The sequence below is a fragment of the Pseudomonas sp. UBA6323 genome (assembly GCF_002439135.1).
Taxonomy (GTDB): domain Bacteria; phylum Pseudomonadota; class Gammaproteobacteria; order Pseudomonadales; family Pseudomonadaceae; genus Aquipseudomonas.
The window spans coordinates 44,338-63,764 of the sequence record NZ_DJSX01000088.1; the positions used below are offsets into that span (position 1 = coordinate 44,338).

At 63.9% G+C, this 19,427-nt stretch carries 20 protein-coding genes; 11 read left to right on the plus strand and 9 right to left on the minus strand.

Translation table 11 applies throughout. From position 1 onward, the window contains the following. Positions 1-7: 7 nt before the first annotated feature. The 7 genes from B3P22_RS20795 to B3P22_RS20825 all read right to left on the minus strand — a co-directional run bounded on the left by B3P22_RS20795 (position 8) and on the right by B3P22_RS20825 (position 8,229). Positions 8-1,396: an aldehyde dehydrogenase family protein gene (locus B3P22_RS20795; protein ID WP_296272387.1), complete on the minus strand. Its 1,389-nt coding sequence runs from the start codon at positions 1,394-1,396 to the stop codon at positions 8-10. A 100-nt stretch (positions 1,397-1,496) separates the two neighbouring features. Then, a complete protein-coding gene (locus B3P22_RS20800; protein ID WP_296272388.1) occupies positions 1,497-2,870 on the minus strand; it encodes a glutamine synthetase family protein in 1,374 nt (457 codons plus the stop codon). 256 nt (positions 2,871-3,126) lie between these two features. Continuing rightward, a complete protein-coding gene (locus B3P22_RS20805; protein ID WP_197857091.1) occupies positions 3,127-4,164 on the minus strand; it encodes a TRAP transporter substrate-binding protein in 1,038 nt (345 codons plus the stop codon). A 135-nt stretch (positions 4,165-4,299) separates the two neighbouring features. Then, positions 4,300-5,625: a TRAP transporter large permease subunit gene (locus B3P22_RS20810; protein WP_296272389.1), complete on the minus strand. Its 1,326-nt coding sequence runs from the start codon at positions 5,623-5,625 to the stop codon at positions 4,300-4,302. After that, positions 5,625-6,131, minus strand: a complete 507-nt coding sequence (locus B3P22_RS20815; protein ID WP_275545375.1) for a TRAP transporter small permease subunit — start codon at positions 6,129-6,131, stop codon at positions 5,625-5,627. The genes B3P22_RS20810 and B3P22_RS20815 overlap by 1 nt, the downstream gene beginning before the upstream one ends. 158 nt (positions 6,132-6,289) lie before the next feature. Then, the gene (locus B3P22_RS20820) at positions 6,290-7,237 is read right to left on the minus strand and encodes an alpha/beta fold hydrolase (protein WP_296272390.1); all 948 of its coding nucleotides are present in this window, start codon (positions 7,235-7,237) and stop codon (positions 6,290-6,292) included. A 92-nt stretch (positions 7,238-7,329) separates the two neighbouring features. Then, positions 7,330-8,229, minus strand: coding sequence for an AEC family transporter (locus B3P22_RS20825; RefSeq protein ID WP_296272391.1), 900 nt, complete (start codon positions 8,227-8,229; stop codon positions 7,330-7,332). A gap of 272 nt (positions 8,230-8,501) precedes the next feature. On the opposite strand from B3P22_RS20825, the gene B3P22_RS20830 reads away from it, so the two are divergent. After that, entirely contained in the window at positions 8,502-8,837 is a 336-nt protein-coding gene (locus tag B3P22_RS20830) for a hypothetical protein (protein ID WP_296272392.1), read from the plus strand. Positions 8,838-8,910: 73 nt separating this feature from the next. Here the strand turns inward: B3P22_RS20830 and B3P22_RS20835 are convergent, their stop codons facing one another. Together B3P22_RS20835 and B3P22_RS20840 are read right to left on the minus strand one after the other, a co-directional pair. Further along, positions 8,911-9,993 (minus strand): fatty acid desaturase family protein, encoded by a 1,083-nt coding sequence (locus tag B3P22_RS20835; protein ID WP_419096453.1) that lies wholly within the window; start codon positions 9,991-9,993, stop codon positions 8,911-8,913. Next, positions 9,990-11,075, minus strand: coding sequence for a ferredoxin reductase (locus tag B3P22_RS20840; RefSeq protein ID WP_296272394.1), 1,086 nt, complete (start codon positions 11,073-11,075; stop codon positions 9,990-9,992). The genes B3P22_RS20835 and B3P22_RS20840 overlap by 4 nt, the downstream gene beginning before the upstream one ends. A 148-nt stretch (positions 11,076-11,223) precedes the next feature. On the opposite strand from B3P22_RS20840, the gene B3P22_RS20845 reads away from it, so the two are divergent. From B3P22_RS20845 to azu, 10 genes are all read left to right on the plus strand, one after another. Further along, positions 11,224-11,859: a TetR family transcriptional regulator gene (locus tag B3P22_RS20845; RefSeq protein WP_013713896.1), complete on the plus strand. Its 636-nt coding sequence runs from the start codon at positions 11,224-11,226 to the stop codon at positions 11,857-11,859. 163 nt (positions 11,860-12,022) lie between these two features. After that, on the plus strand, positions 12,023-12,523 hold the full coding sequence (gene ureE, locus B3P22_RS20850) for an urease accessory protein UreE (RefSeq protein WP_296272395.1): 501 nt from the start codon (positions 12,023-12,025) through the stop codon (positions 12,521-12,523). 34 nt (positions 12,524-12,557) lie between these two features. Further along, on the plus strand, positions 12,558-13,232 hold the full coding sequence (locus B3P22_RS20855; protein ID WP_296272396.1) for an urease accessory protein UreF: 675 nt from the start codon (positions 12,558-12,560) through the stop codon (positions 13,230-13,232). Between the two features lie 16 nt (positions 13,233-13,248). Beyond that, positions 13,249-13,863, plus strand: a complete 615-nt coding sequence (gene ureG, locus B3P22_RS20860) for an urease accessory protein UreG (RefSeq protein ID WP_013713893.1) — start codon at positions 13,249-13,251, stop codon at positions 13,861-13,863. An 81-nt stretch (positions 13,864-13,944) separates the two neighbouring features. After that, positions 13,945-14,517 (plus strand): HupE/UreJ family protein, encoded by a 573-nt coding sequence (locus B3P22_RS20865; RefSeq protein ID WP_296272397.1) that lies wholly within the window; start codon positions 13,945-13,947, stop codon positions 14,515-14,517. Between the two features lie 161 nt (positions 14,518-14,678). Next, positions 14,679-15,593 (plus strand): glycerophosphodiester phosphodiesterase, encoded by a 915-nt coding sequence (locus B3P22_RS20870; RefSeq protein ID WP_296272398.1) that lies wholly within the window; start codon positions 14,679-14,681, stop codon positions 15,591-15,593. Positions 15,594-16,121: 528 nt separating this feature from the next. After that, on the plus strand, positions 16,122-16,736 hold the full coding sequence (locus tag B3P22_RS20875) for a LysE family transporter (RefSeq protein WP_275545384.1): 615 nt from the start codon (positions 16,122-16,124) through the stop codon (positions 16,734-16,736). 237 nt (positions 16,737-16,973) lie between these two features. After that, positions 16,974-17,561 carry a TIGR00730 family Rossman fold protein gene (locus B3P22_RS20880; RefSeq protein ID WP_296272399.1) on the plus strand — a complete coding sequence of 196 codons (588 nt, stop codon included), beginning with the start codon at positions 16,974-16,976 and terminating at the stop codon, positions 17,559-17,561. Between the two features lie 64 nt (positions 17,562-17,625). Further along, entirely contained in the window at positions 17,626-18,561 is a 936-nt protein-coding gene (locus B3P22_RS20885; protein ID WP_296272400.1) for a DUF808 domain-containing protein, read from the plus strand. Positions 18,562-18,949: 388 nt separating this feature from the next. Continuing rightward, entirely contained in the window at positions 18,950-19,399 is a 450-nt protein-coding gene (azu, locus tag B3P22_RS20890) for an azurin (RefSeq protein WP_296272418.1), read from the plus strand. Positions 19,400-19,427: the final 28 nt, after the last annotated feature.

A 19,427-nucleotide genomic window follows, 5' to 3' on the forward strand; every position in this document is an offset into this window, starting at 1 on the left:
CGCGACCTCACAACTGAGTCTTGAAGTGAAAGGATTTCGGCCGGGTCAGTTGCTCGTAGCCGACCCGCGACAAGGTGCAGCCGCGTCCCGAGTGCTTCACGCCGGTCCAGGCCAGGCCGGGATCGAGGTAGTCGCAGCGGTTGAGAAACACCGTGCCGGCCTCCACCCGATCAGCCAGGGCCATGGCGGCATCTACATCACGGCTGAAGATCGCCGCGGTCAGGCCAAACTCGCTGTCGTTCATCAGCGCCAGCGCTTCCTCGTCGCTGGCAACCTTCTGAATGCCCACCACGGGGCCGAAGGATTCCTCGGTCATCACGCGCATTTCATGGCTGACGTTGGTCAGCACCTGCGGCGCCAGGTAGGGCGTGCCCGGCGCATCCTGGGGAAATTCGGCCGGGTCGATATGCGCCTTGGCGCCCTGCTCGACCGCCTCAGCGATCTGAGCACGGACGAAGTCGGCGGCATCGCTGCGCACCACGGGGCCCAAGGTGGTTTCGGGATCGTCCGAACGCCCCAACTTGTACTGGCGCACCAGCGCCACGGCACGCTCGACGAACTCGTCGTACAGCGACTCGTGCACGTAGATGCGCTCGATCCCGCAGCAGGATTGCCCGGAATTGAAAAAGGCACCGTCGATGGCGGTTTCCACCGCATGCTGCAGATCGGCATCGGCGCGGACGTAGGCCGGGTCCTTGCCGCCCAGCTCCAGCCCGACGCTGATGAAACGTCCGGCCGCCGCACGCTCGACCATCGCGCCCCCGGGCACCGAACCGGTGAAAGCGACGTGGTCGATGCTCGGCGAACGAATCAAGGCCTCGGTCTCACCATGGCTCAGGTGCAGGTACTGGAATACGCCTTCGGGCAGGCCGGCCTCGGTGAAGGCCTCCACCATGCGTTCGGCGCACAACGGTGTCTGCGCCGAATGCTTGAGCAATACCACATTGCCCGCCAGCAGGGCCGGCATCACTGCGTTGACGGCAGTCAGATAGGGGTAGTTCCAGGGGGCGATGATCAGCGCCAGGCCGAGTGGTTCACGGCGAATGAAGCGGGTGAAACCGGCCTTGTCCGGCAGGCGCATATCGGCCAGCGAGCCCTCGGCGATATCAGCCATATGGCTGGCACGTTCGACGAAACCACGGATCTCGCCGGCGGCGTAGCGGATCGGCCGCCCCATCATCCAGCACAGCTCCTCGGCCAGCTGCGCCTCACGTGCGGCGAAGACTTCGATGGCGCGTCGGCCGATGGCGATGCGTTCACGCAACGGCGTCTGCTTCCAGGCCTGCTGCGCCAGCTCGGCCTTGGCCAAAGCGACCAGCACCTCGGGATTGGAGGCCAGATGACGCTCGACGTAGACCGAGCCATCAATGGGGGAAATGCATTGCAGTTTGCTCATTAGGTGCTCCGTAAGAGGAATCGCGATCCACGTGGTGGATCGCGTACCGCGCTCAGCCCCCTCGCCCCTCCGGGGAGAGGGTTGGAGAGAAGGGGAGCGCTCAGATGATTTCGAAGTAGCGATCCAGCTCCCAGTCGCTGACGTGGCGGCGGTATTCGCGCTCCTCCCATTCGCGGCTGGCGGCGAAGTGCTCGACGAAGGCATCGCCGAACAACTCGCGTGCAGCCTGCGAAGCCTTCAGGCGTTGCGCGGCGTCCCACAGGGTGCGCGGCAGCGCCAGCTCCTCGGGATGCTTGACCGCATAGGCGTTGCCGCTGACCGGGTCGGTCGGCTCCCACTCCTGCATGATTCCGTACAGGCCTGAGCCGATGGCCACCGACAGGGCCAGGAACGGGTTGCCGTCGGCGGCGCCAAGGCGATATTCCTGGCGCTGCGACTTGTCGCTGCCGGGAATCACGCGCAGCGCTGCGGTGCGGTTCTCCACGCCCCAGGTCGCATCGGTAGGCGCCCAGAAACCGGGAATCAGGCGCCGGTAGCTGTTCAGGGTCGGCGCCACCATGCACAGGAACTCCGGCATCAGACGCTGCTGGCCGGCGAGGAAATGTCGCTGCAGCTTGCTCATGTTGTGCGCCTGATCGGGGTCGTAGAACGCCGACTTGTCCGTCTTGCGGTCACGCAGCGACACATGGATGTGCCCGCTCTGCCCCGGATACTTGCCCGACCACTTGGCCATGAAGGTGGCCATCAGGCCGTTGCGCTGGGCCAGTACCTTCATGAAGGTCTTGAACAGCGCGCCCTTGTCCGCCGCCGCCTCGGCGCGATCAACGGCAATCGCTGCCTCGAGCACCCCTGGCCCGGTCTCGGTGTGCAGGCCTTCGATGGGGAAATCCATCTCTTCGCCCATCGCCAGTATCTGGTGGTAGAGCTCGGCATGCACCGAGTTGCGGATCATCGAGTAGCCGAACCAGTCCGGGGTGAACGGTTTGAGGTCGCGAAAACCCTTGGCCCGCGCCGAGTCCGGCGTTTCGTCGAACATGAAGAACTCGTACTCCAGCGCGGCATAGGGCTCGAAACCCATGGCCTGGCAGCGCTGGATCACCCGGCGCAGCGTGCCGCGCGGGCACACCGCCTCGGCCTGCTGATCGAACTCGGCGAGAAACAGCAGCATGCCGTTCTCGAAGGGAATCTCGCGGCAGCTGTGCGGCAGGATGCGTACCGGTGCGTCCGGGTAGCCGCTGTGCCAGCCGGTGTACTGGGTGTTGTCGTAGAGCTGATCCTTCACATCCCAGCCGAGCACCACATCGCAAAAGGCGAAGCCGTGCTCCAGGGCCGAAAAGAACTTGCTGCGGCTCATGTACTTGCCGCGCATCACCCCATCGTTGTCGAACAGACCGACCTTCACGTGGCTCAGGCCACGCTCCTCGACGATGCGCCGCGCATCGCCCAGGGTCTTTACATCCCGTGGTTTGAACATGCTAACCCCTGTGTCTTGTTGTTATGGCAAGCGGGTCAAGCTCAGGGCTGGGCATCGATGATCGGCCAGGCAAGGCCGACAATGCACGAGCGCAGCACGACGCTTGGTATAGCGTCCGTTTCAGGCTCATAGAGTGTGGTACAGGATTGCCGGGATGGCAGGCGAACGCAGGGAAAAATCTGCCTGGCGCGATGCCGAGCTATATAGAACCGCGCCCGTACCGCTCGGTACGGGCGCTCTGGCTCACTCAATGACATCAACCGCGATAAGGCGCTCCGGCCTTGGCCATCAGCGCGTTGTACTTCTTGAAGATGTCCACCACCTTGGCGCAGCGCGGGCTGGTCTTGGCGATTTCGTCCCAGAACTTCTGCGCCTCGGCTTCCACCGTGGCCCATTCCTCGGCAGGGATCGAGGTCAGCTCCAGCTTGCCGCCCTCCACGCGCAACTGCGCCTCGCCGCCCCAGTACCAGTGCTGGCGGTAGTAGTTGGAACTGTCCATGCACAGCTTGAATAGGGTCTTGAGATGCTCGGGCACCTCGGCCCATTTATCCGAGTTGGCGAAGTAGGAACCGCACCAGGCGCCGGAGATGTTGTTGGTGAGGAAGTACTTGGTGACGTTGGCCCAGCCGACGGTGTAGTCCTCGGTGATGCCGGACCAGGCGATACCGTCCAGCTCGCCGGTCTGGATCGCCACCTCGACGTCTTCCCAGGGCAGGGTCACCGGGATCACGCCGAAGCGCGAGAGGAACTTGCCGGCAGTGGGGAAGGTGAAGATGCGCTTGCCCTTGAGGTCATCGAGCTTCCTGATCGGCTCGACAGTGGCGAAGTGGCAAGGGTCCCAGGCGCCGGCGCCGAGCCAGGTCACGCCCTTGACCTCGCCATAGGCCTCGGCCCAGATTTCGTTGAGGCCGTACTGCTCGAACAGTACCGGCACGTCGAGGCTGTAGCGGGTGGCGAAGGGGAAGTAGCCGCCGAATACCGAGACGTCCACCGGCGCGGCAATCGAGTCGTCGTCGCTCTGCACCGCGTCGATGGTGCCGCGCTGCATGGCGCGGAACAGCTCGCCAGTGGGCACCAATTGATCAGCGAAGTACAACTTGATCTCCATCTGGCCGTTGGCCGCCTTGTTGAAGGCGTCGATCGAGGGTTTGATCACGTGCTCGGCCAGCGCCGCACCGGCGTAGGTCTGCAGGCGCCAGGTGATCTTCTTCGGCTCGGCGGCGTAGATATGCGCCGAGCCGAGGGCGGCGGTGCCGACCGCGGCGGTTTTCAGGAAATCGCGTCTCGTACTCATGCTGGTCTCTCCAATAGTGTCGATGCAGATGCAATACAACCGCTCATTGCCGCCGCGTGCACCGCGGCGGCCTTGCCAGTGGCCGGCGGGTGCCGGCTCGACTGTTGGCGCGCCAGGCACGCCGATTTCCGTGAATCAACCGCCGTAATGCAGTTGCGGCAACCACAGCGCCAGCTGCGGGAAAACCATGACCAGAGTCAGCGCCAGGGCCATGATGATGACGAAGGGGATGACCGAGACGTAGATGTCGCGCAGGGTCACTTCGGGCGGTGCCATCGCCCGCATGAGGAACAGGTTGTAGCCGAACGGCGGCGTCATGTAGGCGATCTGGCAGGTGATGGTGTAGAGCACGCCGTACCAGACCAGATCGAAGCCCAGGGCGCCGACCAGCGGGATGTACAGCGGCGCGACGATCACCAGCATGGCGGTGTCATCGAGGAACATGCCCATCAGGATGAACGACAGCTGCATGATGATCAGAATCTGCCAGGGCCCCAGGTGCAGGCTGTCGACAAAAAAGTTCTCGATGGCCCTGACCGCGCCGAGGCCGTCGAATACGGCGCCGAAGCACAGCGCCGCAAGGATGATCCACATGAACATGCAGCTGATGGCGAGCGTCTTGCGCAGCGTCTCCTCCATCACCTTGCCGGTCAGTCGCCGCTTGAACAGCGCCGCCAGGGTCGCCGCCGCTGCGCCGACTGCCGAGCTTTCCACCAGGCTGGTGTAACCCATCAGGAACAGGCCGGTCATCGACAGGAAGATGAACACCGGCACCAGCCCGGCGCTGAGCAGGCGCAGCTTCTCCTGCAGACTGATCTGCTCGCGCTCGGCCGCAGACAGCGCCGGGCCGAGCTGCGGTTGCAGGCGGCAGCGGATGGCGATGTAGAGCATGAACATGCCGGCCATCATCAGGCCCGGAATTGCCCCGGCCAGCCACAGCTGGCCCACCGGCTGGCGCGCGATCATGCCGTAGAGCACCAGCACCACACTGGGCGGAATCAGAATCCCCAGCGAGCTGCCGGCCTGGATCACCCCGGTAATCATGATCTTGTCGTAGCCACGCCTGAGCAGTTCGGGCAAGGCGATGCTGGCGCCAATGGCCATGCCCGCCACGCTCAGGCCGTTCATCGCCGAGATCGCCACCATCAGGAAGATGGTGCCGATGGCCAGCCCGCCTGGCAGCGGCCCCGTCCACACGTGGAACATCTTGTACAGGTCTTCGGCGATGCCCGATTCGGAGAGCATGTAGCCCATGAACACGAACATCGGCAGGGTCAGCAGCGGGTACCACTTCATCAGTTTCATCGCCGCGCTGAAGGCCATCTCCGAACCGCCGTCGCCCCATAGCAGCAGGGCCGCGGCGGCCGCGACGAAACCGATGGCACCGAACACCCGCTTGCCGGTAAGCAACAGCAACATCATCGAGGAGAACATCAGCAACGCGATCAGCTCGTAGCTCATCACAGCGTCTCCCCACGGGCGGCGTAGAAATCCTTGAAGAAGGTGGCGATGGCCTGCAGCAGCATCAGCGCTATGCCGAAGCACATGACGATCTTGATCGGCGCCATGTAGGGCGACCAGGCCGAATAGCTGGTCTCCTTGTATTCGATGGCGTATTCGGTGGAGGAGATGCCGCCGATCAGCAGCATCACCAGATAGAAGATCAGCATGAACACGGTGATGGCATCGACCACGGCGCGGGTGCGCGGCGACCAGCGGCTGTAGGCCAGGTCCATGCGCACATGGGCGTCGAGCTGCATCGAGTAGGCGCCGCCGAGCAGGAAGTAGGCGACCATGAGAAACTGGGCGCTTTCCAGGGTCCAGATCGACGGCGTGAAGAAGCTCTTGCTGATCGAGGAATACAGCAGCACCGCCAGCATGGCGAAGATCAGGTACATGGCGAAACGCCCAACCCTCAGGTTGAATGCGTCCACGACCCGGACGAAAGCTCTAATGCCGTTGCGCATGCAGTTTCCTGCTGTTCTTGTTCGTTATCCCGTCAGCCTAGACGAAGATTCGCCAAAGCCAACCGCCCCGCCGTGCCATAGCAGGAAACGCGCCAGCCCTTGGCGGCCGGCACTTCACCGAACAAAATCAAAGGCTTGGAAAATACCGCGCTAGAGCCTCAGCGCTGCAAAAAGGCGATCAGCACTGCAACGGTGCGCTGCGCGTCCTCTTCTTGGGGCACATGGCCAAGGTCATCGAACAGCACCCGCTGGCTGCCCGCGATGTCGGCGGCGAAGCGCTCGGCATTGTCCGGAGGAATCAGTCGGTCGCGCGCGCCCCAGATGATCAGCGTGGGCAATTGCAGTTCGCCGATACGCTCGTGCAGCTCGCCGCTGGGGGCCTGAGCGAAGCGCTGGCGCAAGGCCTGCCGATTCCCCTCGCGCAACGTCAGTTGGTAGTAGCGCTCGACCAGTTCATCGTCGACTTTGTCCGGATCGCCATAAACGTTGCGCACGCTCGACTCGATCATGCTCCGCGGCAACAAGCGCCTCATCAGCGGCGCCAAGGCCGGGATGCCTGCCAGGCGAAAGCCTATCGGTACCGACTCGGCGTTGCGCGGATAGCCGGCCGCATCCACCAGCACCAGCCGCGCGCTACGTTCGGGATGGGCCAGGACAAAGCGCCAGGCCAGCTGGCCGCCGAAACTGTTGCCGACCAGCACGACACGCTTCACCTGCAGATGATCGAGCAGGGCGAGGAGAAACGCCATGTATTGCTCGACGCGGTAATCGCCATCGGCGAATGGCCCGGTGAGGCCGAAGCCGGGCAGATCCAGGCTGATCACCCGGCGCTGCGGGGCCAGTTCCTTCACCCAGCCTTCCCAGGTGTGCAGGCTGGCGGAGGTTCCGTGCAGCAGCAGGATCGGCTCGGGGTCATCGCGCCGGCCCTCGTCACGCAGGTGCACCGACATTCCAGCGATGTCGACGAAATGCGAAGGCGGTGGTGCCCAGCGTGCCTTGAGCTCGCCGACGGGACGGTCCGGCGCCCAGTTGAGGGCGACGAATCCTGCAAGGCTCAGCCCGAACACCAGCAACAGACCGAGCAACACGTGGGCGAGGCGTTTCATCGATGCAGTCCTGAACGGAGCGGAAGCCCGATGCTAGCCGGCCACCGCGAACAGGCCTATCGCCCGGAAGAGGGAATTACCAGAAAGAGCGATCAGAACCCCACCAGCAGCATCCACAACGGCAGGGAAATCGCCGCCAGCAGCGTGGACAGGGAAATCGCCGCGCTGACGCTACGGCTGTCTTCAGCCGTACGGGCAAAGGCCATAACGTTAACCCCGCTGGGGCAGGCGGCGAGCAGCACCAGCACGCTGCGCGCGGTCTCGTTGAGACCGGGAAGCTGGCCGCTGAGCCACCAGACCAGTGCCGGAAACAGCAGCAGTTTGGCCGCGGCCACACCCCAGGCCTCGGCGGTCGGACGCAAGCGATAGCGCGACAGGCTGGCGCCTAGCACGATCAGCGCGCAGGGCAAGGCGGCCTGGCCCAGCCAGCTGATCGCCCGCCACAGGCTTTCCGGTACCTGCAGCCCGGACAGGTTGAGCAGCGCCCCTAGCCCCAGGCCGATGATCATCGGATTGGCCAGGTTCTTCAGCAACGCGCGGCCGTCAACGCGTTCCTGGCTGCCGAAGGCGGCGTAAAAGCTGTGCAGGGAAAACAGCGTGAGGCTGTGAAACACCAGGATGGCGAAGACGTAGAGCAGACCGTCGTTGCCCATCAGGCTGGTGATCAGGGGAATCCCGACCAGCACGTTGTTGGAGAACGCCGCCACCAACCCCAGCGGCGTCGCCGTACCACGGCGCCAGTGCGCCAGCGCATTGACCATCGCGAACACCAGCAGCACCGGCAGGTAGTACGCCAGCAGCAATACAGGCGACAGGCCCTCGGCAAGCGATGCTTTGGCGATGCCGGCGAACAGTAGCGTCGGCATGAATAGCTTGAAGGTGATGTTGGCCAGACCGGCCGCCGACTCGGTGGTGAGCCACTGGCGCCAGCCGAGCAGATAGCCGAGAACGATCAGAGCGAAGATCGGCAAAATGGCCTGTGCGGCGAGCATGGCTGAAGCGGCCTCCTGGGACTGCTGAAGAGGACGGATCGAGCTCGACCCGCAAGGGCCGCCAAGCATACGCGTGCCGGGCGCTCAGCGCGACGCCTTGCGAAACATGCGCCGCCAGGCTTGACACTCAGCCAGAAGCACCGAGATAGAGCGTTCCGATCAAGTATTGAGGGGATCGATGTTCACTATCAGGTCAGTCAAGTTCTTATCTGCGCTCATGTCCTCAAGAATTGCCTCCGACGCCACTTATTACTCCCTACGGAGACAACGACATGAAAACTCAACTGACCCTCGCCGCCCTCGCTCTAAGCCTGATGACCACCAGCGTATTCGCCGCTCCGAGCAGCGCGCCTTTCCCTCTGGTGGGCGAAGCCAAGGACAGCCAGGTGCAACAGCAACCCCTCGCACCGCTGGCCGAGAACGGCTCGGAACGCACTCCTGGTGCCAAGCGCATCCAACTGGTCGAAGGCGGCTATGAGCGCACTCCGGGCGCCCAGCGTGTTCAACTGGCCGAAGGCGGCTATGAGCGTACCCCTGGTGCCCAGCGCGTACAGTTGGCCGAAGGCGGCTCCGATCGTCTGATCGAGCAGCGCGGCCGTACGGCTTGAGCGCTGTTGCAACACCCACAAGCCCGGCCCAAGCCGGGCTTTTTCATGCCTGTGACGGGCTCAACCGAGTCACTCACGCCATCCCGGCAGTGGGCAAACGGTAGATCCAGATGCGCCGCAGCACCGTCGCGAACTGTCCCCACAGGGTCCCGCTGTTGTAGTGCTGACCGTAACGTTCGGCGATCAGACGCACCTCACGCGCCAACTCGGCATAGCGCCGCGCCGGCAGATCCGGAAACAGGTGATGTTCGATCTGGTGGCTGAGGTTGCCGGTAAGGATATGCAGCAGCGGGCCGCCGGACAGGTTGCTCGAACCACGCAGCTGGCGCAGGTACCAGCGCCCGCGCGTCTCCCCTTCCAGCACTTCCGGCACGAACACCGCTGCCTTCTCGGTGAAGTGGCCGCAGAAGATCACCAGAAAGGTCCACAGATTGCGTAGCAGATTGGCCATCAGGTTGCCGGTCAGAACGGCCAACGCATTGACACCGAGCAGCAAGGCCAGCAGCGGAAAAACCAGATAATCCTTGACCCATTGCCTTGCCAGCTTGGCGCCGAAATGACGGGCCAGCGGCTTCACTTCGTCCTTGCTGATACGCCCCTTGATAAGCTTGTCCAGGCGCAGGTGCTGAATGGCCACGGCGTACTGGAACAGCAGCGCCTGGATCGTCACCCACAGCGGTTGCCAGCGATAGAACGGCTTCCAGCGCTGCTCGGGGAACAGGCGCACCACGCCGTAGCCGACGTCATCGTCCATGCCCAGCACGTTGGTATAGGTGTGATGCACATGGTTATGCGTATGCCGCCAGAAGTCGGCCGGCCCGACGATGTCCCATTCGTACTGGCGCCCGGAGAATTCCGGATCGTTCATCCAGTCGTACTGGCCGTGCATCACATTGTGGCCCAGCTCCATGTTCTCGAGGATCTTGCCCAGCCCCAGCAGCAGGGTGCCGAGCAGCCAGGTCGGCGGGAACCAGCCGAACATCACCAGCGCGCGGCCGCTCCAACAACAGAAACGTACGGCACTGCGTACCCGACGGATATAGCGCGCATCGCTTTCGCCAAGGTCGGCCAGCGTGCGCTGGCGCAAGGCATCCAACTCCTGGCCGAAGGCCTCGAGTTCGGCGGGGCTCAGCTCTCGATCAAGACGGGCAGTCACAGGTCGATCTCCACATCCCCATGCGGGGCACTGACACACAAGCGAATAGGTTGATTGGGCTCGGCGAACAGCTCGCCGCTGCGCAGATCGCGCACCGAGCCGGCCAGCAGCAGGCAGGTACAACTGGTGCAGATGCCCTGACGGCAGCCATGAGCCGGGCGCAACCCGGCAGCTTCGGCCTGCTCCAGCAGACTTGCGTTGCTGCTGCCAGAGACCTGCTGCCGGCTCCGGGCGAAGCTCAAGCGGACCTCGCCAGCCTCCACGTCGGCCAGCATCGGAAGTGGACTGAAGCTTTCCGATTGCAGGCTGCTCCCGCGTCCGGCGCCATGCCACCAGCCACACGCCTGCTCGACGAAACCACGCGGGCCGCAGACCCGCAGATGATCGCCCGGCAACGCGGCCAGCCGTTCGGCCGACAGACGATCACCCTCGCCACTGAAAACCCACTGCACCTGGACGTTGGCATGACGTGCCGCCAATGCCTGCAGCTCGTCGGCAAACGCCTGTTGCCCCTGGCGGCGCACCTGATGCAGCAGTGTCACCGGCGCGGAGAAGCCACGCGCCAGAGCGTCACGCAGCAGGCCGAGCAAGGGCGTGATGCCGCTGCCTGCAGCCAGGAGCAGCATAGAGCCTTGCTCCTGCGGCCAGGTGAAATCACCGAATGCCTGGCCCAGTTCAATCACCTGACCGACCGCAAGGTGGTCGAGCAGCAGATTGGACAGGCGCCCACCCGGCTGGCGTTTGATCGCGATCTCGAGGCGCCCGTCGGCGGCCACCGACGTCAGGCTGTAACTACGCCCGTGGCGGACACCGTCCTGCTCCAGATACAGCTGGACATGCTGCCCAGCCCGCCAGTTCTGCGCATTGCCATTACAACGCAGCTCCAGCGCCAGCATGTCTTCAGCCACCCAACGACGCGCCTCGACCTGGGCGAACACACGATTGAGGCGCAGCGTCGGGTGCAACTGGCGCAGGCATAGATCGACATCCGCCTCACGCAGCCAACCGCCGCCACAGAGCCGGCGCAGCGGCCGCAGGCAACCCGCAACCCAACGCGCGCCTGACAGGGAAAGTAAAGCCATCGAAAAAATCCAGTGAACACTTGTACACAAGGCTGACAGAAAGCACAGTTTTCAGTCAACAACTGTTCACCGAACGATGTCGGCTCGGTTCGACGCTGGCGCTGCGCATTTGCTAGAGTGCGGCATCGCTCAACGACCCCGATCTCGCATGACGCCACGCGCCGAACAAAAGCAGCAGACCCGCCAGGCCCTGATGGCTGCCGCCCTCACGCTGATGGAAAGCGGCCGCGGTTTTGGCAGCCTGAGCCTGCGCGAAGTGACACGTGTCGCCGGCATCGTGCCCACCGGTTTCTATCGCCATTTCGCCGACATGGACGAACTCGGCCTGGCCCTGGTGGCGGAAGTCGGCGAGACCTTCCGCGCGGCGATCCGCCAGGTGCGCCGCCACGAGTTCGAAATGCGCGGCATGATCGACGCATCGGTGCGCATCTTTCTTGCTGAAGTGGCCGCCAATCACGGTCAGTTCCTCTTCCTTGCCCGCGAGCAGTACGGTGGCTCGCGCCCCGTGCGCCAGGCCATTGCGGCACTGCGCGAACGCATCACCAGCGACCTGGCTGCCGATCTCAAGCTGATGAACCGTATGCCGCACCTCGACGATGCAGCGCTCGACGTGGTCTCGGACCTGGTGGTCAAGACCGTGTTCGCCACCCTGCCCGAGCTGATCGACCCGCCCGCCGAGACCCTGCCCGCCCATCTCACTGCAGAAGCCAAGGTCATCCAGCAACTGCGCTTCATCATGGTCGGCGGCAAGCACTGGTTGGGCCTGGGCAAGCCCTCGGACTAACGCGCACCAAAAGCGCGCACTTCAAACGAAAACGCACCAAATCAATCCTGACCGCTTCGCCAAGTTATCCACAGAGGGCTTGAACGCCCCGGCCTGCGCCAATCTTCGGCCTTGGCAAGCCACTTGCACTATTTCCGGGCACATTGCCCCGGAATAGATACGCATGCTGGTGATCCACGCCCGAATCGCGCCGCAGAGCGCCTGCGACGCCGAACTGGAACTGACCTTCGAAGCCCGCAGCAAGAGCCGCCTGCGCTGTTTCACCACTGACGGTGAAGAGGTAGGCCTGTTCCTCGAACGCGGCCAACCGGCATTGGCCGATGGCGAGTGCCTGCTGGCCAAGGACGGGCGCATCGTCCGTGTACGTGCCAAGGCCGAACCGCTGCTGCACGTGACCTGCGCCAGCCCCTTCGAGCTGATGCGGGCCGCCTACCACCTGGGCAATCGTCATGTTGCCCTGCAACTGGGCGACGGCTGGCTGCGCCTGCCCGATGACTACGTGCTCAAGGCCATGCTCGAACAACTCGGTGCCACGGTCGAAGCCGTCGAAGCGCCCTATCAGCCCGAGCAAGGCGCCTACGGCGGCGGCCATCACCATTCCCATCACGGCGATGAAGAATTCAACTACGGCCCGCGCCTGCACCAATTCGGGGTGCGCAAGTGACGCTGCCCCCATCGAGCCAGGCAAAGGCAACGCCATGAAACCAGCCTGGGCATTGTTGCGCCTGGCCAGCCCACAGCTGCCCATCGGCGGCTACAGCTACTCGCAAGGGCTGGAATGGGCCATCGACAGCGCCCTGATCACCGATGCCGACAGCGCCGAGCACTGGCTGGCCGATCAACTGACGCTCAACCTCGCCCGCTTCGAAGCCCCGCTGCTGCTGGCTCACTGCCGCGCAGCGGACGCATGTGACTGGTCGCGCCTGCAGCAACTGGCCGAACAGCACCGCGCCAGCCGCGAAACCCGCGAGCTGGCCCTGGAGAGCCGGCAGATGGGGTATTCGCTGCGGCAACTGCTCGAAGGCCTGCCCGAACTGGACGAGGCCGCACGTGACGCACTTGCTGCTCAGGACGAACCTGGCCTGGCACTGGCCTGGGCACTGGCCGCACGCGCCTGGCAGATCAGCCCGGATGACGCGTTGGCCGCGTGGCTCTGGGGCTGGCTGGAAAACCAGCTCGCCGTGCTGATGAAGGTGTTACCGCTTGGCCAGCAGGCCGCCCAGCGCCTGACCAGTCGCCTGCTGCCGCAGCTCGATGACGCCCAGCGCCAGGCTGCCAGTCTTTCCCCCGAACACTGGGGCAGCGCCGCCTTCGGCCTGGCCCTGGCGAGCATGGCGCACGAGCGCCAGTACTCGCGTCTCTTCCGCTCCTGACGAGGAACAACAACCCATGAACAGCCAACCTCTGCGTGTCGGTATCGGCGGCCCGGTCGGTTCCGGCAAGACCGCCCTTACCCTGGCGCTGTGCCGTGCCCTGCGCGAGCGCTACAACATCGCCGTGGTCACCAACGACATCTACACCCAGGAAGACGCCCAGTTCCTGGTGCGCAACGAGGCCCTGGAGCCCGAACGCATCATCGGTGTGGAAACCGGCGGCTGCCCGCACACCGCCATCCGCGAGGACGCCTCGATCAACCTGGAGGCGGTCGAGCAGCTCAATCGGCGCTTTCCGGGCCTGGACCTGATCATCGTCGAATCCGGCGGTGACAACCTGTCCGCCACCTTCAGCCCCGAACTGTCCGACCTGACCCTCTACGTGATCGATGTATCCGCCGGTGACAAGCTGCCACGCAAGGGCGGCCCGGGCATCTGCAAGTCCGACCTGCTGGTGATCAACAAGGTCGACCTCGCACCCATGGTCGGCGCCTCGCTGGAGGTGATGGAGCGCGACACCCTGAAGATGCGTGGCGACAAGCCCTTCGTCTTCAGCAACCAGAAAGTCGGCCAGGGTCTCGACGAGATCATCGCCTTCATCGAACGCCAGGGCATGCTCACCGCCGCCTGAATCTCCCCTCTCCCGCTTGCGGGAGAGGGGCCGGGGGAGAGGGCCGCCTTTCTCCCTAACCACTGAGTCAAGGAGACCTCTATGAATCTGCGCAAAACCCTCTACACCATCGCCCTGCTCTGCTCCCCGGCGGTGGCATTCGCCCATCCCGGGCATGGCGATTCCGGCCTGATGGCCGGCCTGGCCCACCCGGTGTTCGGCCTCGATCACCTGCTGGCGATGTTCGCCGTCGGCCTGTGGGCGGCGCAGCAAAGCGGCGCGGCGCGCTGGGCGCTGCCGGTGACCTTCGTCGGCAGCATGTTGATCGGCGGCCTGCTGGGTTTCGGCGGTATGGAGATCCCGATGATGGAAACCGGCATCGCCGGCTCGGTGCTGGCTTTCGGCTTGCTGGTGGCCGTGGCAGCGCGTCTGCCGGTAGCGATATCCATGGCGCTGACCGCCCTCTTCGCCCTGACCCATGGCGTCGCCCACGGCCTGGAACTACCTGATCTGGCCAGCCCCTTCGGTTATGCCATCGGTTTCGTCGTCGCCACTGCGGCACTGCATGCCGTCGGCTTCGCCCTCGTGCGTTTCCTGCCACAAGCCGCGGCACCGCTGGTGCGTATCGCTGGCGGCGCTTCTGCAGCAACCGGTGTCTGGCTGCTGGCGAGCTGAGTCTGTTCTGGATGTGCGTTGGGCCATTAAAGGGCGCCCCGGCGCACCACTCGCGACAGTTTTAAGGTACGCACGGCACACACTACCGGCCTCGGCATTGGCGCTTGCCAATGCCGCTGCGCTGGGGCACAAAGTCCCGAACCGGTTTCGAGACCCTGCCCATGCTGCGCCTCACCCGATTTCTGCTCATCCCGCTGCTGCTGATCGGTGCCGTCGTACTGCTACTGGCGCTGACCAGCAAGCCGGCGAGCACGCCCGCCGTGCTCGACGACCTGGGCCAGCATCCACTGGTGATCGCCCATCGTGGCGGCGCCGGTCTGTGGCCTGAGAACACCCTGTTCGCCTTCGAACGGGCCGCCGCTCTCGGCGTCGACATGCTGGAGATGGACCTGCACCTGAGCCGCGACGCCCGACTGGTGGTCATCCACGATGACACGCTGGAGCGCACCACCAATGGCCAGGGCCCGGTCGCGCAGTTCAATCTCGCAGAGCTGCAAGCGCTGGATGCCGGTTACCAATGGACCGCCGATGGCGGCCAGAGCTATCCGTATCGCGGCCAGGGCACGCGTATTGCCACGCTGGAAGAAGTGTTCCAGCGTCTGCCACTGATGCCCAAGGTGCTCGATCTCAAGGTGCCCGATGTCGGCATGGAGGCCGTGCTCTGCGAAATGCTGGCGGCTTACGATCAGCTCGACCGCGTCATAGTCGGCAGCTTTCATGAACGCAGCCTGCAGCGCTTTCGCCAACTCTGCCCGGAGGTAGCGACCTCCGCCGGACCGATTTCGGTGCGCTTGCTGCTGGCGCTCAACTGGCTGGGACTGAGCGACGTGCTTTCGCCGTCCTACTCGGCACTGCAGATTCCGCCACAGCACAGCGGCCTCACCCTCGCCACCCCTCGCCTGGTGCGCAATGCTCAGACGCGCGGCCTGCACGTGCAGTTATGGACCATCAACGAGCAGCCCGAAATGCGAAGGCTGCTGGAAATGGGCGCCAACGGCCTGATCACCGATTATCCGGACCGCGCCTTGCAACTATTCGGGCGCTCCACCCAGCTAGGCGCGCTGCCCACTGACTAGGCTGACGAAAACTTCGACGCTTGCCTGACACCCAGCTGCGCCGGGCCATCAGACGACTCTTCACCAGTTTATCCACAGTCCGTTCAACAGTTTTAGGGGATAACCAGCACGCGCCGCTTGATGCTAAGAACAAGCTCTGGACAAAACGGCGCTTTTCATATCCTCCCACTGGCCTATCGGAGCAGTGATCAGAAAACGCACAAAGCGCTGAAAGACTTGCAATTCGTGGGATTCAGCAAGAGGTACAGAAGTTATCAACAGAATCGCCCACAGCTATCGTGGACAAGCGCAACGAGCTGCGAAAGTAGCCCTGGAAGATGTCAAGTCCCTGTGCACAAAGGAAATTATCGACTGCTCAAATGTTCACCAGCAGGTTGGAAGCGGCGTATTTCAAGAGCCGTAGATGGGAACCACCAGCTTATCCACAACTCTTTCAACAGCCTGCGTGGAAAACTTTATTTTCATCTCCTGGCATGCTGTCTGCTTATGGGGAGTAGCCTTCGTTTCCTGCCTAGTTAAGGATGCTTCATGTTCAGTTTCTTCCTCGCCGCCATGCTGCTCGGCTTCGTCTTCAACGCGGCCCCTGGAGCGGTGTTCAGTGAAACCCTGCGTCGTGGCCTGCGCGACGGCTACAAGCCGGCATTGCTGGTGCAGATCGGCTCTCTGGTGGGCGATGCCACCTGGGCGGCCCTCGGTCTGACCGGCCTGGCGCTGTTGCTCGACAGCGCGCAGATCCGTTATCCACTGACTTTGGCCAGCGCCTTATATCTGGCCTGGCTCGGCTACCAGTCCTTGCGTGACGCCCATCGCCCGCCGCAGCCAAACGACGACGGCCAGGTTGCGGCGGGCGGCGCCTTCGCCGCGGGTGCCGCGTTGTCGCTGACCAACCCGCAGAACATCGTCTACTGGGCGGCCATGGGCGGCGCGATGGCGGCCATCGGCGTAGCTCAGCCGACACCGACTCACCTGGCGGTGTTCTTCGCCGGTTTCATGGTCTCGTCGCTGCTCTGGTGTTTCATCTGCGCCGGCCTGGTGGATTGGTTCCGCCGCGCCGCATCGTTGATCTGGCACCGCCTGACCTACGCGGCCTGCGGCGTGGTACTGCTCGGTCTGGCCGGCATGAGTGCACTGGAGCTGGTCTGATCGACTGGCGGCTATCGCCACCATCGAAACAATCTAAGGGCGTGGCGCCAGCGCCGGGGCTAGCCTGCAGCACATGTCCCTTGCGTCAGGAAGCCGCGCCATGCCCCTCAACGACCTGTTCAAGCAACTGCTCGCCAGCTACGCCTGCGCCACCTGCGGCATCGATACACGCCACTGACCCTTGGTGGTTGCGCAGCGGCTGGTTACCCTTGGCGCACTCAGCCAAGGAGTCCGTCAATGTCCCTGCGTAGCGTCTGCGTCTTCTGCGGTGCCAGCCCCGGTGCCAGTCCCATCTATCGTCAGGCCGCCGAAGCGCTTGGCCAGCACCTGGCCGAACGCGGCGTACGGCTGATCTATGGCGGCGGCGCCGTCGGCCTGATGGGTGTGGTCGCCGATGCAGCGCTGAATGCCGGTGGCGAGGTCATCGGCATCATCCCGCAGAGCCTCGAGCGTGCCGAGATCGGCCACCGTGGCCTGACCTGCCTGGAAGTGGTGGATGGCATGCACGCCCGCAAGGCGCGCATGGCCGAACTGGCCGACGCCTTCATCGCCCTGCCCGGCGGCCTCGGCACCCTGGAGGAGCTGTTCGAAGTCTGGACCTGGGGCCAGCTCGGCTACCACGCCAAGCCACTGGGCCTGTTGGAGGTGAATGGCTTCTACAGCAAGCTGGGCGATTTTCTCGATCATCTGGTCGCCGAACGCTTCGTGCGCCCGCAGCACCGCGAGATGCTGCAGATCGCAGACACCCCACAGGACCTACTCGACGCCCTGAACGAGTGGCGGCCCAGCGTGGCGCCGAAATGGGTGGATCGCGCGCCCGTCTGAGGCTTTACGCAGACATGTAACACAATGCTACGCTCTGCGGCTTATCCCCCACGGAAGCCGCAACATGGCCGGAAGCAGCCTGCTCGCCCTGATCGACGACATCAGTACCGTACTCGACGACGTCGCCACCATGACCAAGATCGCCGCACGCAAGACCGCCGGCGTCCTGGGTGACGACCTCGCTCTCAATGCCCAGCAGGTCACAGGCGTGCGCGCCGACCGCGAGCTGCCGGTTGTCTGGGCAGTCGCCAAGGGGTCGCTGTTGAACAAGGCGATTCTGGTGCCGGCCGCCCTGCTGATCAGTGCCGTGGCGCCCTGGCTGGTGGTGCCGCTGCTGATGCTCGGTGGCCTGTTTCTCTGCTACGAAGGCGCGGAAAAGCTGCTGCACAAGTTGCTGCATCGGCATGAGTCCGAGGAGCAGCAGGCGCGCCTGGAGGCGATTGCCGACCCTGCGATCGACCTGGTGACATTCGAGCGCGACAAGATTCGCGGCGCCGTGCGCACCGACTTCATTCTCTCCGCGGAAATCATCGCCATTACCCTCGGCACCGTCGCTACCGCCAGTTTCCTCAATCAGGTACTGGTGCTCAGCGGCATCGCCCTGGTGATGACCATTGGGGTGTACGGGCTGGTCGCCGGCATCGTCAAACTGGACGATGCCGGCCTCTATCTCAGCCAGCGCGCCAGCGCCTTCGCCCAGGCCTGCGGACGCGGCATCCTGCGTCTGGCGCCCTGGCTGATGAAGGCGCTGTCGGTAATCGGCACCGCAGCCATGTTCATGGTCGGCGGCGGTGTCCTCAGCCACGGCCTGCCCCCCGTCGAGGCCGCCGTGCATCACGCGGCGGATTGGGTCGCGCAGGATGCAGGGCAGCTACTTTCGGCGCTGGTGCCGACGCTGCTCAATGCCCTGCTGGGCGTGGCAGCCGGTTTGCTCAGCCTGCCGTTGGTCAGCCTCGGCACACGCCTGTGGCAGATGCTGCGCCCATCGAGAACTAGTTGAGTCGGTCATTTCCTGATCAGCCGGCGGTACGCTTCGACAGGAGCGGCCGGCAAGCACTTTCCCCAAGCTTATCCACAGCTTGCTCCACGCTTTTCGGGGATAAGCCGCATAGGCTGGATTGAGCCCGCAGATTTTCTTGGCCCGACTGCAATCAATTCATTACAAAGGATTTTTTCCTCGATCGGGGCGCCATGAGTAAAACCTGACCAGCCACCCGAAAAGCCCGAAGAATAAGGCTCTGGCGCGCCATTACAGAGCTTCTCAACAGAGTTACCCACAGATTGTCGGGATAACCTGACGTGGCGTTCGGTCGCAGCCCATAACACTGAAAGCTGTGCGAATCTTTGCCAGACCTGACCGGAAACTCAGAATCTGGAGGATTCACATGATGTTGCGTAACGCCGCTCTAATCGCTCTGCTCGGCCTGGCCAGCACCCCGCTGCTCGCAGCCGAATGCTCGGTGGATGTCGACTCGACCGACCAGATGACCTTCAACACCCAGGCCATATCCGTCAGCAAAAGCTGCGAGACCTTTACCGTCAACCTCAAGCACACCGGCTCGCTGCCCAAGACCGCCATGGGCCACAACTGGGTGCTGAGCAAGACCGCCGACATGCCCGGCATCGCCACCGACGGCATTCCCGCCGGCCCGGACGCCAGCTACCTCAAGGCCGGCGACGAGCGTGTGATCGCTCATACCGACCTGATCGGCGGTGGCGAAAGCACCTCGGTGACCTTCGATGTCAGCAAACTGGCCGCAGGCGAGGACTACAGCTTCTTCTGCTCCTTCCCCGGCCATTACTCGATGATGAAAGGCAGCGTGAAGCTGGTCGACTGAGTAATCTCCAGGGCCTCAAGCGAGGCCC